This window comes from Flexithrix dorotheae DSM 6795 (genome assembly GCF_000379765.1).
Taxonomy (GTDB): Bacteria; Bacteroidota; Bacteroidia; order Cytophagales; family Flammeovirgaceae; genus Flexithrix; species Flexithrix dorotheae.
On record NZ_KB903430.1, the window covers coordinates 819,771 to 835,770 of the forward strand.

The 16,000-nt window shown below is 37.9% G+C and carries 12 protein-coding genes; 8 read left to right on the forward strand and 4 right to left on the reverse strand.

Annotated features, from left to right (window positions below; all coding sequences use genetic code 11):
* Window positions 1-39: 39 nt before the first annotated feature.
* Window positions 40-1,428: an HlyD family secretion protein gene (locus A3EM_RS0103610; protein WP_020526805.1), complete on the reverse strand. Its 1,389-nt coding sequence runs from the start codon at window positions 1,426-1,428 to the stop codon at window positions 40-42.
* Between the two features lie 35 nt (window positions 1,429-1,463).
* The gene (locus A3EM_RS0103615) at window positions 1,464-3,656 is read right to left on the reverse strand and encodes a peptidase domain-containing ABC transporter (RefSeq protein WP_020526806.1); all 2,193 of its coding nucleotides are present in this window, start codon (window positions 3,654-3,656) and stop codon (window positions 1,464-1,466) included.
* 1,094 nt (window positions 3,657-4,750) lie between these two features.
* Here A3EM_RS0103615 and uxaC point away from each other — a divergent pair.
* The 8 genes from uxaC (at window position 4,751) to A3EM_RS0103665 (ending at window position 14,659) form a co-directional block, all read left to right on the forward strand.
* Window positions 4,751-6,154 (forward strand): glucuronate isomerase, encoded by a 1,404-nt coding sequence (uxaC, locus tag A3EM_RS0103630; RefSeq protein ID WP_020526808.1) that lies wholly within the window; start codon window positions 4,751-4,753, stop codon window positions 6,152-6,154.
* Between the two features lie 97 nt (window positions 6,155-6,251).
* The gene (locus A3EM_RS0103635) at window positions 6,252-7,289 is read left to right on the forward strand and encodes a sugar kinase (RefSeq protein ID WP_026210082.1); all 1,038 of its coding nucleotides are present in this window, start codon (window positions 6,252-6,254) and stop codon (window positions 7,287-7,289) included.
* A gap of 76 nt (window positions 7,290-7,365) precedes the next feature.
* Window positions 7,366-8,037, forward strand: coding sequence for a bifunctional 4-hydroxy-2-oxoglutarate aldolase/2-dehydro-3-deoxy-phosphogluconate aldolase (locus A3EM_RS0103640; protein ID WP_020526810.1), 672 nt, complete (start codon window positions 7,366-7,368; stop codon window positions 8,035-8,037).
* 124 nt (window positions 8,038-8,161) lie between these two features.
* A complete protein-coding gene (locus A3EM_RS0103645) occupies window positions 8,162-9,154 on the forward strand; it encodes a TRAP transporter substrate-binding protein (RefSeq protein ID WP_020526811.1) in 993 nt (330 codons plus the stop codon).
* A 33-nt stretch (window positions 9,155-9,187) separates the two neighbouring features.
* Complete coding sequence (locus tag A3EM_RS0103650; RefSeq protein ID WP_020526812.1) at window positions 9,188-9,661, forward strand: TRAP transporter small permease; 474 nt, start codon at window positions 9,188-9,190, stop codon at window positions 9,659-9,661.
* Between the two features lie 87 nt (window positions 9,662-9,748).
* Window positions 9,749-11,035, forward strand: coding sequence for a TRAP transporter large permease (locus A3EM_RS0103655; RefSeq protein ID WP_020526813.1), 1,287 nt, complete (start codon window positions 9,749-9,751; stop codon window positions 11,033-11,035).
* A gap of 364 nt (window positions 11,036-11,399) precedes the next feature.
* On the forward strand, window positions 11,400-13,052 hold the full coding sequence (locus A3EM_RS0103660; RefSeq protein WP_020526814.1) for a UxaA family hydrolase: 1,653 nt from the start codon (window positions 11,400-11,402) through the stop codon (window positions 13,050-13,052).
* 152 nt (window positions 13,053-13,204) lie between these two features.
* Complete coding sequence (locus A3EM_RS0103665) at window positions 13,205-14,659, forward strand: tagaturonate reductase (RefSeq protein WP_020526815.1); 1,455 nt, start codon at window positions 13,205-13,207, stop codon at window positions 14,657-14,659.
* A gap of 85 nt (window positions 14,660-14,744) precedes the next feature.
* On the opposite strand, the gene A3EM_RS0103670 is transcribed toward A3EM_RS0103665, so the two are convergent.
* Both A3EM_RS0103670 and A3EM_RS0103675 read right to left on the reverse strand, forming a co-directional pair.
* The gene (locus A3EM_RS0103670) at window positions 14,745-15,362 is read right to left on the reverse strand and encodes a DMP19 family protein (protein WP_020526816.1); all 618 of its coding nucleotides are present in this window, start codon (window positions 15,360-15,362) and stop codon (window positions 14,745-14,747) included.
* 51 nt (window positions 15,363-15,413) lie between these two features.
* Complete coding sequence (locus tag A3EM_RS0103675; RefSeq protein ID WP_020526817.1) at window positions 15,414-15,791, reverse strand: nuclear transport factor 2 family protein; 378 nt, start codon at window positions 15,789-15,791, stop codon at window positions 15,414-15,416.
* Between the last annotated feature and the right edge of the window lie 209 nt (window positions 15,792-16,000).

Here is a 16,000-nt window from a genome sequence, read left to right on the forward strand (position 1 = left end):
TAATCTTTCACGGCATTTCAAATTCAGTTCAGCCATTCATTACAAATATTTCAATGCTTTTTGATCAGCTTCCCCTTTTTCTGTTCCTTCAGTATATGGGGTAATTGTTGGTGGGAAACCATTCAACTGTCGCCATAATTCATAATAAACAGGCACATCATCCAGCATTACCCAGCCTCTCACCCCCGAACCTAATCTCAACTGCTCAGGCCATTCCTCATCTCCTTCTATTTTATCTGGCGTAATAAGAACCCTGTATTTTCCTCCTTTACCTTTGCTATCCACCCGGTCAATCACCTGCACTTTTCCTCCAAAGGTACCCACCGAAACACTAGGCCACCCTGAAAATTGGATTACCGGCCATCCGTCAAACTGAAGCCGAACATGCCTGTTTTTTTGTAACAGGGGGACGTCCATCGCCTTTACATAAAGTGCTACAGCCAATTCAGGTTCATTTGGCATAATGGTTAATAGCGCTTCCTGTTCTTTAACTGTTTCCCCAATACCACTTTTCAGGGCTTTCACAATAAAGCCATCTTGTGGTGCCACAATATTATATTGTTGGTTCCTTATGGTCATATTGGCCAATTCATTTGTTAGTTTAGCAAGGGACGCTTCTGAGTCAGATATCTCGGCCAGTGTGGCACTTTTATCCGATTCGGCTTTGGAAATTTTATCAAATGCTTCTGCCTCAATGGTACTCAAATTGATCACTTCAATCAGGTAATCATTACGGGAGGCATCCAGTTTATTCTGAGCACTTACCACTTTGGCCTTGGCTTCCTGCACTTTAATTTGCGCACTCTCCAGTTTGGTAAGGGCTACCAACCCGCTATCATATAAATTCTGATACATACCAACCTGCCTTTGAGCCACTCCAACCAAAGTTTTTACCGCCACCAGGTCGTTACTATCCATTTCAATTTTCAATTTCTTCTGGATAATCTTTTTCTCCGTTTGGGAAAGCTTAAGTGTCAACCCGGCTTTGAGAGCATTAATTTGCCTGTTTAAGGCATCCACTTTTCCCTTCTTATTGTCAATTACTCCCTTTTTAGCATTTACCTGTTCCTGTAGTCTGGTCAACAATTGGGGATCAAAATACTTATCCTTGATTTCTGCAATTTGGACAAGCGTATCTCCCTTTCCCACAAATTGACCTTCAGAAACTCTCCAGTCCACAATCCTCCCGGCTATAGCAGTTTCTACGGTTTGAGGTCTGTCTGAAGGGGAAAGAGCTGTAAGTTCTCCCTCCGAGCGGATATTTTGTTGCCAGGGAAGAAATAAAATGATAAGGGCTAAAAACAACAAAATCCCCAAAGTTCTGGAAAGATTTTTTGTTCCACCAGGTGTTTGAAGCACCTTCATCGAATTCAGTTTTTGTTGGTAAACCGAATCATCAATTCTTTGTTTTGGTGATAATCTTAGCATTTTTTATTTTTTTTGAGATCAATTCATTTTTTGTTTTAAATCAGATCTTCTTCTTTCGGGTATTCTAATAAATCTTTAAATTCTTTTTTAGCGGCTAAATCCTTATAGGCTCCATCTTTTACAATTAAACCTTCATTTAGGATTACTACCCGATTACAACCGGCCAGCATCATAGGATCATTAGATACACACACTAAAGTCCAGGGATTTTTCTTATCCATTAAAAACCCGAGAATTTTGACTCTATCACTTTTTTCCAAATCAATAAGTTCATCATTCAGAATCAGTAATTGAGGCTTTTCAGCAATACACCGGGCAAGTATCAGCTTAATAGCCACACTTTTGGCAAATTTCTTTCCACCGGAAACCATGGAAGTCATGATACCATCAGGTAAACTACTCACCATATCAGCCAGCCCTACATTGTCCAGTGCCCACATCATATCGTCATAAGTTACCTTCGGATTCCCCATTGAAATATTTTCCAAAATAGACCCTTCAAAAATATCTTCATTAGTCACATTTTTAGCCACTAAATCTCTCATGCTGTTCACATTAATATCACGTAGTGAGATTCCATTCATCCTGATTCCACCTTCATAGCTTTCCAACAATCCGGTAATCACCTGTGCAAGTGTGTTTTTACCTGAACTATTGTACCCGGCAAGACAAATTCTTTCCCCTGCAGCAATCGACAGATTAATATCTTTAATGGCATATTCACTCGATCCAGGATATTTATAACTCAGATTTTTTATATCCACCTTCATTCCTTTGAACCCACCTTTTGGAAGAACAATTCCCCCTTTTCTTTCTAGCTTCAAATCGGTAACCTGCCCAATTTTTTCAACTGCAGTTAATACATCATACACCGTTTTTAAGCTAAGAATAAGTTTTTCTACTGCACTTAAAATTAGGATAATCACAATTTCAGTAGCAACAAACTGACCGAGGGTAATTTGTCTGTCAATTACCAAATAGCTACCAATTATCAGGAGCCCTCCGGTAACAATTGTTTTAAAACCTACTATACTGATAAACTGGGTCATTAAAACCTGGAAATGCTTCTTTCTGTACTGAAGATAATTATTCACATAACCATCCATTTTTTGCATAGGCAATGAGGTACTTCCGGCAATTTTAAAAGCATAGAGCGTTCGGGCAACCTCCTCCAGCCAGTGTGCCACTTTATACTTGTATTTTGATTCTATCAGACTTGTTTTCAAGCCCTTAGGGCCTGTAAAATAAAATACTAATGTAAGGGTAAGCATCAGGATAATTCCAAAAAGCACAAAGAAGGGGTGATAAAACGAAAGTAGAATAATCCCAAACACAATTTGCAATGCAGATCCCGTAACATCAATCAGGAGTTTAGGTAACCCTTTCTGAATCGTTAGGATATCGAAAAATCTATTCATCAATTCCGGAGCGTATTCATTGAGGATAGCCTCTGATCTGATTTTTGGAATCCGGAAACTAAACTCAAAGGCTGCTTTCACAAAAATCCGCCTTTCCAAAACCTCAACCAGAGAATATTGTATTACCTGAAGCACTCCTGCAATTAAAATTGCAATAATCACAAAACCGATTAACCAGACAATTGAATTAAAAATCACTCCCCCAGAAATCATTTCAATAATTGACTGAACGCCAATCGGAAGGGCAAGGCTGATCAGGGCAATGATAATTGAATAGAAATATATATATAAAATATCCCTCTTTTCCGCATTTAATAAGTTGAACAAACGGGATATCGGTCCGGTCACTTTTTTCAGATGGCTGGAGTCGTCATCGCTCACCATTGGCTCTACCTGATAGGGTAATCCATATGGTATTTTCCCATTCTCTTCTATAAACCAGATTTTCTCCAGGTATTCCAAATCACACACCTCTTCAGATCCGGTTTTATCAAACATATAACAATTTACCTCCCGCTCCTTTTTTTGGATCACGACTGGAATTATTTCATCTCGTATTTTGGCAAAAGTGACCAGACTACTAGGAGCCGCCTTTACAAATTCAAGAAAATGTTCCTCCTCAATGGATTCGTAAAGTACGGTGAAGTCAATCAGAAACCCTTTTTCATTTACAGCTTCAATAAACTGTTTAGGATTACTCTGATAGTCAATGGTATACTGAGAAAAACCAGTTGGCTTAATGAGCTCTGGCTCAGATAATTTGGCTTGCTTTAATCGTTCTAAAACAGCATCTGCCTGTAATGAATTCATATATTTAAAATATGGTATTTCCTACCAGGTCACATTTTTGGAAATTATTTTAATTGAGCAATTATGGCAAACTTATAATGTTTAATTTAATCTCACTAAATCAACAGAGCAGAATACTAAAATGAATTAAAATTTATGGTATTCTCCTTAGATTAATTCTTTCCCAAATAAAAGGCAGTGAATCTTAAAAAAAATCCCCAGCCTGAACAGAATCCAAACCCAAGTCATTGTTAAAGTTGATTGAGTGACTAATACAATAGATAAAAAGTGAGTTCAAAAAAGGTTTATATTCTTTCAAAACTTTTTATCTCTAAGCATTGCCAGAAATATCTGTTTCGACTAGCATGAAATAAGTGGGGTATATCAGTGTGTTAATAAACTGATTATCAACCCCAAATTCTTATTACTTATTTATTGCCTGTGTCACTAGTATTTTCAAAGCCTGAAGGATTCATATAAAATAAAAAGCGGGAAATAGGCTGAGCGTAAAAATAAGGATAAGGGTTTACGTAAGTGGTGATAGCTTTTATAAAAAATACTGTTCTGGTAATTTATCTCAGCTCGCTGAGATTGCATGTGAACATGATTAACAGCAAGTTCAATTTTTTTTTCAAAATCCGACTCTTCACTGAAGGGGATTTCAAAGTTTCCTACAATAATAGAGAAATTTTTCTGTGGCAAAAAGGCACCACAACTAAAAAGCATGATTAAAAGGAATATGGCAGCTTTCTTCAACTTTACTTATTTAGCTTTTCTCATTTTTTTACCTTAACTTTTAAAACTTAAAAAAGTTTATTTTCAGCTATATTTTTTTTAAACTTTTTTCAAATTTCAGGCCATTTTCAGAAAATGATAATCAGCAAAATTTTCGGGAACGTTTTTGGGAACGTTGCCGTTAAAAAATCCTTTTATTCCCATTACTTATTCCCACATTTTCACTAAAATTGACCTTGAATTTAATTGTAACTCCTTCTTTTATTGGAACTTACAAACACTCCCTAACAAACATCCAATTCCTTAAGCAAAAGATGTTGAGTGTGAGAATTTAACATTAGCTAACGTAAATTATTTAACCCGAATTCAACCTTTTGAAAATGAAAAAATTCCTCGATGAGAATTTTGTGCTGGAAACAGCAACTGCTCAAAAGCTATATCGCGAGCATGCGAAAGACATGCCTATAATAGATTACCATTGTCACTTATCACCGGAAGATATTGCCAACGACCGACAGTTTAAAAACCTGTATGAGATTTGGCTGGAAGGCGACCACTACAAGTGGAGAGCCATGAGAACCAATGGTGTGGATGAAAGTTTTTGTACCGGAGATAAAAGCCCGTACGAAAAATTTGAAAAATGGGCAGAAACAGTTCCATATACCATGAGAAACCCATTGTATCACTGGACTCATATGGAACTGAAAGCATATTTCGGTGTAGAAAAATTATTAAATAAAGATACTGCAAAGGAGATTTATGAACATTGTAGTGCTTTGCTTAATACTCCTGAGTATAGCGTAAGAAATCTTTTAAGGAAAATGAAGGTAAAAGTGGTTTGCACTACCGATGACCCTGCTGATACCCTCGAATTCCACCAGAAAATAAAAGATGATGGATTTGAAGTAAAAGTACTTCCTACTTTCCGGGCAGATAAAGCGATGGCTATAGAAGATGCCAATGCTTTTATTGCATACATTGAAAAGTTAGGAGAAACTGCCGGAATGAAAATTTCCAGCTACAAAGACCTGAAAAATGCACTAAGAAAACGTCATGATTTTTTCCATGAAATGGGCGGCAGATTATCGGATCATGGACTGGAGCATGTGTATGCCAGTAAGTACAACAACAATGAAATCAAAACCATTTTCAACAAAGCTCTTATTAAAGCAGAGCTGAAACCAAAGGAAATTACCAAATTCAAATCGGCCATGCTGGTTTTCCTTGCCGAAATGGATCATGAAAAGGGATGGACGCAACAATTCCACCTGGGTGCGCTAAGAAACAACAGCTCCCGAATGATGAGAGAACTCGGACCAGACACCGGTTTTGATTCCATTGGTGATTTTGAAATGGCTAAACCACTTTCCAAATTTTTGGACCGACTGGACAATAAGGATAAACTGGCTAAAACCATTTTATATAACCTGAATCCAAGAGATAATTATTTAATGGGAACCATGACCGGTAACTTCAACGATGGTTCTACTCCCGGAAAAATTCAATTTGGAACCGGCTGGTGGTTTTTGGATCAGAAAGAAGCGATGGAATGGCAAATGAATGCTCTGTCAAACCTTGGCCTGTTGAGCCGGTTTGTGGGTATGCTTACCGATTCCAGGAGCTTTATGTCCTTTCCAAGACACGATTACTTCAGAAGAATTCTTTGCAACCTGTTGGGGAATGATATCGAAAACGGATTGCTTCCGGAAGAAGAAATGAAATGGATCGGTAAAATTGTAGAGGATGTGTGCTACAATAATGCAAACGAATTCTTTGGTTTTTAATCATTTCATCACTTCAATACGATAGATATATCATTCTAATAAAAATATTAAAACTTATCATCAGAACATCTAAACAAATAATAAAACAAAAATAGAAATGGGAAAAAAAGTTGTAACATTTGGGGAGATCATGCTGAGGTTGGCAACTCCTGGTTATTTAAGATTTGCTCAAACAGATACCTTTTCAGGTACTTACGGTGGTGGAGAAGCCAATGTTGCAGTATCACTAGCCAATTATGGACTGGATGCTACTTTCGTCACCAGACTTCCAGATAATGACATCGGAAAGGCGGCTTTAATGAACTTAAGAAAATTTAATGTAGATACCAGCAAAATCGTGTACGGTGGAGAAAGACTGGGTATCTATTTCCTTGAAACAGGTGCTGTTTCAAGAGGAAGTAAGGTGGTTTATGACAGAGCACATTCCGCTTTATCAACTATCCAACCTGGAATGATCGACTGGGATAAAGTACTTGATGGCGCTGAGTGGTTCCACTGGACTGGAATTACCCCGGCTGTTTCGGAAGGTGCTGCTGCAGTTTGTTTAGAGGGAATTAAGGCTGCAAATGCTAAAGGAGTTACCGTTTCCACTGACTTGAACTATAGAAAAAACCTTTGGAAATGGGGTAAAACTGCTGGTGAAGTAATGCCAGAATTAGTAGAAGGATGTGACGTAATCCTTGGAAATGAGGAAGATGCAGAAAAAGTATTCGGAATTCACCCTGAAGGAGTAGATGTAACTGCAGGACATGTGGAAGGTGCTGCTTACGAATCGGTAGGAAAACAGTTGATGGAGAAATTCCCAAGAGCTAAAAAAGCTATTATTACTTTAAGGGGTTCAATTAATGCCAACCACAACTCATGGGCTGGTGTACTTTGGGATGGCAACAAACTTTTCCAATCTAAACAATACCAAATCACACACATTGTGGACAGAGTTGGTGGTGGTGATTCATTTATGGGTGGATTAATCTACGGATTATTAACTTATCCTGATGACGATCAAAAAGCACTTGAATTCGCAGTTGCAGCTTCTTGTCTGAAACATACCATTTATGGTGATGTAAACCAGGTAACTGTAGATGAAGTAGAGAAGTTGATGAGTGGAGACGCTTCAGGAAGAGTTTCCAGATAAGTTCAAGCAAAATTCACTTAACCTGGCGCAAGGGTCCCCTTGTGCCAGTATATGAAAAAAAATCACAAAAAATAAAATGGCAAGATTTACAAGAATACAGGCAGCACAGGCCATGGGTGAAACCGGTATCGTTCCGGTATTTTACCACAAGGATATTGAAGTGTGCAAAAAAGTGTTGAAAGCATGCTACGATGGAGGAGTAAGGGTTTTTGAATTTACCAACCGTGGAGACTATGCCCATGAGGTTTTTGCAGAATTGAATAAATATGCAGCCAAAGAAGCACCAGAAATGATTTTGGGAATTGGTTCTGTAGTAGATGCAGGAACCACTTCACTTTACATTCAGCTTGGGGCTAATTTCGTAGTTTCTCCAGTATTGAATCCGGAAATGGCCAAAGTTTGTAACAGAAGAAAAATCGGGTGGTCACCAGGATGCGGTTCACTTTCAGAGATTTCTTATGCTGAAGAATTAGGTGCTGAAGTAGTGAAGATTTTCCCTGGTTCTGAAGTTGGAGGTCCTAAATTCGTGAAAGCAGTAAAAGGGCCTTTCCCATGGTCGAGCATCATGCCTACTGGTGGTGTGACTCCAACTGAGGAAAACCTTTCAGAGTGGTTTAATGCTGGTGTGCATTGTGTGGGAATGGGTTCTCAATTAATTACTAAGGACATCATTGCTGATGGCAATTACGCTAAGCTTACCGAGCTGGTGAAAAGTGCTCTTGCAATTGTAAAGAAGATAAAAGGGTAATAAGCAATTAGAGGAACTGGACTTTCAGTTCCTCTATACCCTTATTGGCTATGAAATAAATCAGCAATTTCTAAATTGAAGTTTCCAAAGTTTTTTTTGTATTTTGGAGACAAAACTTCTGAAAATGAAAATCAAAAATATTTTAATCAAAGCTTTTTTAATCAGCACGGTTTTGTTAGGCATGCAGTCCTGTGGCGGGAAGCAGGGTGGAGTAAGGACTTTAAAGCTTGCCCATACCCTCAATACTCAACATTCAGTGCATAAGGCCATGCTTTTAATGGCTGAAAAAGTGAAAGAAAAATCCGGAGGTAAACTTGAACTGGAAGTTTATCACAGTGCCCAACTCGGAACAGAAAGCCAATGTCTTGAATTGCTCCAAATTGGGAGCCTGGCCATGACCAAAGTTTCTGCAGCGGTAATGGAAAGCTTTGCCCCAAGCTATAAAGTATTAGGCCTGCCCTATATCTTCAAGAATAAAGAACACATGTTTAATGTGCAGGATGGACCAATCGGTAAAAAAATATTACAGGATGGAGAAGAAGCCTGGCTAAGAGGTTTATGCTTTTTTGATGCAGGCAGCAGGAGCTTTTACACTAAATCCAACCCCATTGAATCTCCAGACGATTTAAAAGGTCTGAAAATTAGGGTAATGAAAAGTATCACCGCCAATAAAATGGTAAGTGCTATGGGAGCCGCACCCATGCCCATTTCATTTGGTGAATTATATACTGCACTACAGCAGGGAGTTGTAGATGGTGCAGAAAACAACCCACCAAGTTTTTACCTGTCCAAACACTATGAGGTCTGTAAATACTACTCTATTGATGAGCATTCTTCAGTCCCCGATGTTTTATTAATTTCAACTGTCATTTGGGACAGATTAAGCGATGAAGAAAAAACATGGATTCAGGAGGCTGCTAATGAATGTGTTCCTGCCCAAAGAAAGTTTTGGGAAGAGTCTGAAGCAGAATCATTAAAAGCGGTACAAGAGGCCGGGGTAAAAGTTAATTACCCTAAAAAAGAGCCTTTTTCAGAGCGGGTAAGTGATATGTATGATTCTTATAAATCTGACCCAAAAATTTATAACCTTATTCAGGAAATAAGAGCTCTGGATTAAAATCAATAAACTTAGCATACAAACTGATTTAAAATGCGAACTATAATTAATGACATTCTAGGAAAGTTTTTAGTTTTCCTGATGGCACTCATGGTGATAAACGTCCTGCTTCAGGTAGCAGCCAGAGGATTAAATCTTTCTATGCCTTTTACCGAAGAACTTGCCGGGTTTTTATTAATCTGGGTAGGTTTACTGGGTGCAAGTTATGCAACGGGAAAGCACCTTCACCTGGCCATAGATATTATCCCCAGACAATCTTCTGCTTCAACCCAGAAAAGACTCAATGTGATTGTGAATATCATTGTAATTGGATTTGCACTTACGGTGATGGTCATAGGAGGAATAAGGCTGGTGTACATCACACTTAGTCTTAACCAGATTTCCCCCGTGTTGGAAATTCAAAAAGGGTATATCTACACGGTACTGCCAATAAGCGGATTATTAATCATATATTACAGCTTTCTGAATATGAAAGATAATCCTTATACAGAATCTGAAAATGTTTGATCACTAACAAATAAACAGCTGTGAAACCTCCTTTTTTAAATCCAAAAAATCTGGTTGTCATAGTCACAAAACATCTACTAAAGAAAAATGGAAGTATTAATACTGGTTTTAAGTTTCGTAATATTATTGGCCATTGGAGTGCCAATCGCCTATAGCATTGGAATTTCGGCTATTCTTACCATGTTGGTGAGTATTCTTCCCATTCCGGCATTTACTACTATTGCTCAGCGAATGGCTACCGGCCTGGATAGTTTTGCACTGTTAGCCATACCCTTTTTCATTCTGGCCGGACAACTCATGAATAAAGGAGGAATAGCCAGCCGGCTCATTGAGTTTGCCAAAGTGATTGTGGGAAGATTTCCCGGAGGTTTAGCTTTTGTAAACATTCTGGCCTGTATGCTTTTTGGGGCGATCTCAGGATCTGCGGTAGCAGCAGCTTCTGCTATCGGAGGGTTTATGAATCCTAAAATGGCTGAAGAGGGATATGATAAATCATTTGCTGCTGCAGTTAATATTACTTCTTCCACTACAGGAATGATCATTCCTCCAAGTAATATTCTCATTGTTTATTCACTGGCAGCAGGGAGCGTATCAATTGGAGCTTTATTCCTTGCCGGGTATTTACCGGGAATTTTAGTAGGCGTATTACTGATGATTGTAGCAGGGGTTACTTCTTACAGAAAAAAATATCCTACTGCTCCTGGTGTAGGAATGAAAGAGGCATTAAAAAAATTATTTGATGCAGTTCCTTCTCTTTTTTTACTAATCGTAGTAATTGGAGGAATCGTAGCAGGATATTTTACAGCTACTGAAGCTTCTGCCATCGCAGTAGTTTATACACTGGTTTTAGCTATGATTTACAAAGAAGTTAAAATAAAAGACCTTCCAGGAATTTTATTGGATACAGTTTCCACTACTTCCATTGTAATGATTTTGATTGCCACTTCCATGGGAATGTCATGGGTAATGTCTTATGAAAATATTCCTCAATCGGTAAGTGCAGCACTACTCACTATCAGCAACAACAAAATCATTGTGTTACTGATCATTAACCTGATTTTGCTTTTTGTTGGGGTTTTCATGGATATGACTCCTGCGGTTTTAATTTTTACGCCAATTTTTCTTCCGGTAGTTACAGAATTGGGAATTGACCCGGTTCATTACGGAATAATTATGGTGCTCAACCTTTGTGTAGGACTTTGTACACCTCCAGTGGGAAGTGTGCTTTTCGTAGGCTGTAGCGTAGCGAATATTTCAATCGATAGGGTGATTAAACCACTATTGCCATTTTTCATTGCCATGTTGGTGGCTTTAATGATTGTGACTTATGTTCCAGAGCTAAGTCTTTGGTTACCAAGCTTATTCGACATGTAATTTTCTTAGAATAAATTTCAATTAAAAGACAAAGGGTTAATAACAATTTCAATTACCAGTAAAATTTACGTCCCAGCAGGGTCTGCATTTTTCGCGACCCTGTGTCATTAAAGCTCCTGAAGCCAGATTTACGCAAGGTCTCTGTCGAAGACTCTGCTGTGAAAAAGTGATTTATTGATACCTTGGGATTTAATTAAGAATTAACCGGTTAAAGGTTAAACCCCTGAACTTCTTGTGTTTACTGAATAATTGCTCAACTTTGTAAAAAGTAGCAGTACTGAAACTTTTGAGTTATTGTATACTCATTTCCAGGGACTTACAGCTAAAAATACTGAATAAATTTAGAACAACTATTTTATAGTTTATGGCACAGAAAATCTTAAAAGTACACCCGTCCGATAATGTAATTGTAGCCCTTACCGACCTCAAGAAAGGAGATCAGGTAACTCTTGACAATATTGATTATGAATTGGTTGACAATGTTCAACAAAAACATAAATTCGCTACCCAGGATTTTAATGTAGGAGATATCGTTACCATGTATGGCGTTCCAGTAGGTAAGGCCAGCCAGCCAATCAAAAAAGGTGGAGTGGTGACTACTGAAAACCTGAAACATTACTCCAGCGATTTTTCTGTAAAGGAGCGAAATACTTCCTGGACAAAACCAGATATTTCCAGGTTTGAAGGCAGAACTTTCAATGGTTATCACAGAAAAGATGGAAAAGTAGGTACCGCCAATTTCTGGTTGGTTATTCCCCTTGTGTTTTGTGAAAACAGAAACATCAATATGATAAAGGATGCCATGGTGAAAGAACTTGGCTATTCTGTTGGAAAGAAATATGATTTAAATGTAAAATCACTGGTTGAAAAATATAAAAATGGTTCTGCGGTAAATGAAATTCTGGAAGAAGAAATCATCATGACAGCGGAGGAAAGCAAGAAAAACAGAATTTTTCCCAATGTGGATGGAATCAAATTCCTCACGCATGAAGGTGGCTGTGGAGGCACAAGGATGGATTCGGATACCTTGTGTAATTTATTGGCTGGTTATATCACCAATCCCAATGTGGCAGGCGCAACTGTTTTGAGCCTTGGTTGTCAAAATGCACAACCAGAAATTCTTCAGAATGCCATTAAAGAAAGAGATCCAAATTTCGAAAAACCGCTCTATATTCTTGAGCAGCAAAAAAGCCAGTCGGAACCAGAATTGATTGCAGAAGCCGTAAAGAAAACTTTTGTCGGGCTTATACAGGCGAATGAAATTACCAGACAACCTGCGCCATTATCCAAATTGGTGATCGGTCTGGAATGTGGTGGTTCTGATGGTTTTTCAGGAATCTCCGCAAATCCGGCAGTTGGTCATGTTTCTGATCTGACTGTAGCCTTAGGGGGCACTTCTATTCTATCAGAATTCCCTGAATTATGTGGTGTGGAGCAGGAATTAAGCGACCGATGTGTGACGGATGAATTGGCTGATAAGTTCAACACTTTAATGAAAACCTACAATGAAAGGGCAGTTGCTTCAGGTTCAGGTTTTGATGCCAATCCATCTCCCGGAAATATTAAAGACGGCTTAATTACCGATGCCATTAAATCCGCAGGAGCCGCTAAAAAGGGAGGTACTTCCCCTATTATTGATGTTTTGGATTATACCGAACCTGCAGTAAAAAATGGCTTGAATTTGCTTTGTACACCTGGTAATGATGTAGAATCGACTACTGGGCTGGCGGGTTCATGGGCCAATATTATCCTGTTCACTACGGGTTTGGGAACTCCTACAGGAAATCCGGTTACTCCAACTATTAAAATTTCTTCCAATACGCATTTATCTCAAAGAATGTCTGACATTATTGATGTAAATGCAGGAACAGTAATTTCCGGGGAAGATACTATTGAAAGCAAAGGTGAGGAAATGCTGGAATACATTATTGCCGTAGCCAGTGGAGAAAAAATGCCAAATGCCATGAAACTGGCTCAGGATGATTTTATTCCCTGGAAAAGAGGAGTATCTCTTTAAACTGGAAAGTTAAGAACCTTCCCCCAAACTCGGAGTGCCAAACCACTTCCAGAAGGGGAGAATAGTTTCTCTCATTGAGGGGGCTAGGGGGAGGATTATTTAACAGCTGGCAATCATGCAAATAAAAAAATCATAAAAAATACAAATCAAAAATGGCTGAAAAATTATTAAACAGAACCCTGGAACAAAGAGAAAGACTCCCGGAAAAAATCCTTCAATTCGGAGAAGGTAATTTCTTGAGAGCTTTTGTCAACTGGATAGTTGATACCATGAACAAAAAGCTGGACTTTAAAGCCGGAGTGGCTGTAGTTCAGCCTATTGACAGAGGCCTGGTGGATATGCTCAATGATCAGGATGGGCTTTATACCCTTTACCTGAACGGCATTAAAAATGGGAAGGCAGTAAGTGAGCATCAGGTAATTGATTGTATTACCAGGGGACTGAATCCTTACAAACAATATGAAGAATACCTGGCTATCGGAGAAAGTAAGGATTTAAAATTTATCATTTCCAATACCACAGAGGCGGGAATTGCCTTCAATGAAAATGACAAACTGGATGATGCCCCACAACAAAGTTTTCCGGGAAAACTGACCGCTTTATTGCACAAAAGATTTCAAAAATTTGGAGGTAGCAAAGAAAGCGGATTGGTATTTATTCCTTGTGAATTAATCGATAAAAATGGGATTAAACTAAAGGCTACCATTCTACAATTTGCTGATTTATGGAATCTTGGAGATGATTTTAAAAACTGGATTGAGCAGGATAATATTTTCTGTAATACGTTGGTAGACAGGATTGTACCTGGTTATCCAAGAGATAAAATAGCAGAAATTACTCAGGAATTAGGCTATAAGGATAATCTTGTGGTAGAAGGAGAACAATTTCATTTATGGGTAATTGAAGCAGGAAAAGCGGTTAGTGATATTTTCCCAGCTGATCAGGCCGGACTTAATGTAATCTTCACGGATAACCAAACGCCATACAGGACCAGAAAAGTTAGAATTTTGAATGGTGCCCATACTACCATGGTACCGGTGAGCTATTTATATGGGATTGATACGGTGAGAGAAACTGTAGAAGATGAAGTGATGGGGAAATTTGCCAAAGATGCTATTTTTGAGGAAATCATCCCTACACTGGATTTACCTCAGGAAGAACTGGAAGGGTTTGCCAATGATGTGCTCGATCGATTCAGAAACCCTTATATCAAACATTTCCTGATTTCTATTTCTCTTAATTCCAATTCAAAATATGAAACCAGGGTATTACCTTCTCTGTTGGAATACACAAAGAGAAAAGGAACACTTCCGGAAAAATTAACTTTTGCACTGGCTTCCTTAATAGTCTTTTTTAAAGGAGATAGAAATGGGACAAAAATTGATTTGAAAGACGATCAGGATGTTTTGGAGCTTTACCAAAAAGTGTGGAGTGAATATGATGGCACTGCAGCAGGAGCGAAAAAACTGGTAAGCGAAGTTTTAGCCTACGAAAAAGTCTGGAAGCAGGACTTAAATAAAGTAGAAGGCTTAACAGATAAAGTAGCCGGCTACGTCCAAACCATCCTTACCGATGGAATGGAGAAGGCTGTGAAGGCAATTTTGTAATATACTGACTATAAATGAATTGGCAAGGTCTTCTGTGGGAGACCTTGCTTTTTTTATTCCGTAGGGTTTTGAATTTTTCTAAAACCTAAAACAAGTGTTTATTATCTCTAATAAATGCCACTTTTTTTCTTTTCAATACTTCAAAATCAATTTCGTTGATTTTTTGAGCTAATTCATCCAGATCAAATTCATTTACTTTTATGAAATAATCCTCATCTAAATCAAGATCATGTTCTATTCCACAAGCATCTTTTACTTCTCCTGATCTGACTAATTTAAAATAAGCACCGATACACTGTTCCATCAAATGATACATTTCCCGATTTCCTATGGCATCATATCCAACATAAGTTTCTCTTGTGAATGCTCCATTACTTTGGAAGAAGAAGTTATAAAAATTTCCATCCAATGAAATACTAGATTCAAATAAATAGGTAGCAAATATAGCCTGAACTCCTGTGGGTAGTTTTAATAAATTTTCCCTTTCACTACAATGATTTTCTTGTTCTATCTGATTGAAGGCATAACAAACAATCTTCCATTCAATTTCCTCATCTGTCCAGCTATCAATTAAATTCTCATTCAAAGAATCAACTTCCCTAATTGAATTCAGCCATAAACCTGAAAAAACCTCCCCTGGATCGTTTTTCCTTTGTTCATCCTTGTACCGCTGTTTGAGAAGTTTCTTTTGAGCTTTATCCATTTATGAGTTCATTAAATGTTCTTTAATTTAAAGTCCTGAATTAGTTTTTATTCAATAAGCCCCATTATCATGGGCAATTTTTTCCGGAATTTGTTGAATGGCATCCCAATGTTCGCATATTTTCCCATTTTCATCAAACCTGAAAAAATCCATGGTAATATATTCCTCATTTCCAGGCCAGGTTTGGTGTGTATGCAACGCCACTAAATCACTTTCCGCAATACTTCTCACAAATTCGATAGACTTTTCCGGGTATTCCTTTTGCATTCTTTCAAAATAGTTAATGAAACCTTCCTTGCCATCTTCTACATGGGGATTATGCTGTATATATTCTTCGCCTACATATTTTTCCACCGCTTCTCTAGGATTTCCTTCATAAGCCATTTTGTAAAAAGCAATTGCGTTTACTTTATTCAATTGTAAGTTCATAATATCTTAGTTTTTTGATTTTAAAAATAAGGAGACAAGTTTTTTGACTTGTTTTTATTAAATAATACAATTTGCAGTGGAAATACATTCCAACAGACAGTATGAAAAAGTTTTCCCCTCTATACCAGACTTTTCATGAGCAACTACAGAATCCTTAGGAAATTTCTTAAAACTAAATGATTTCCCATAACTTTCCAGGTTTGCTATAA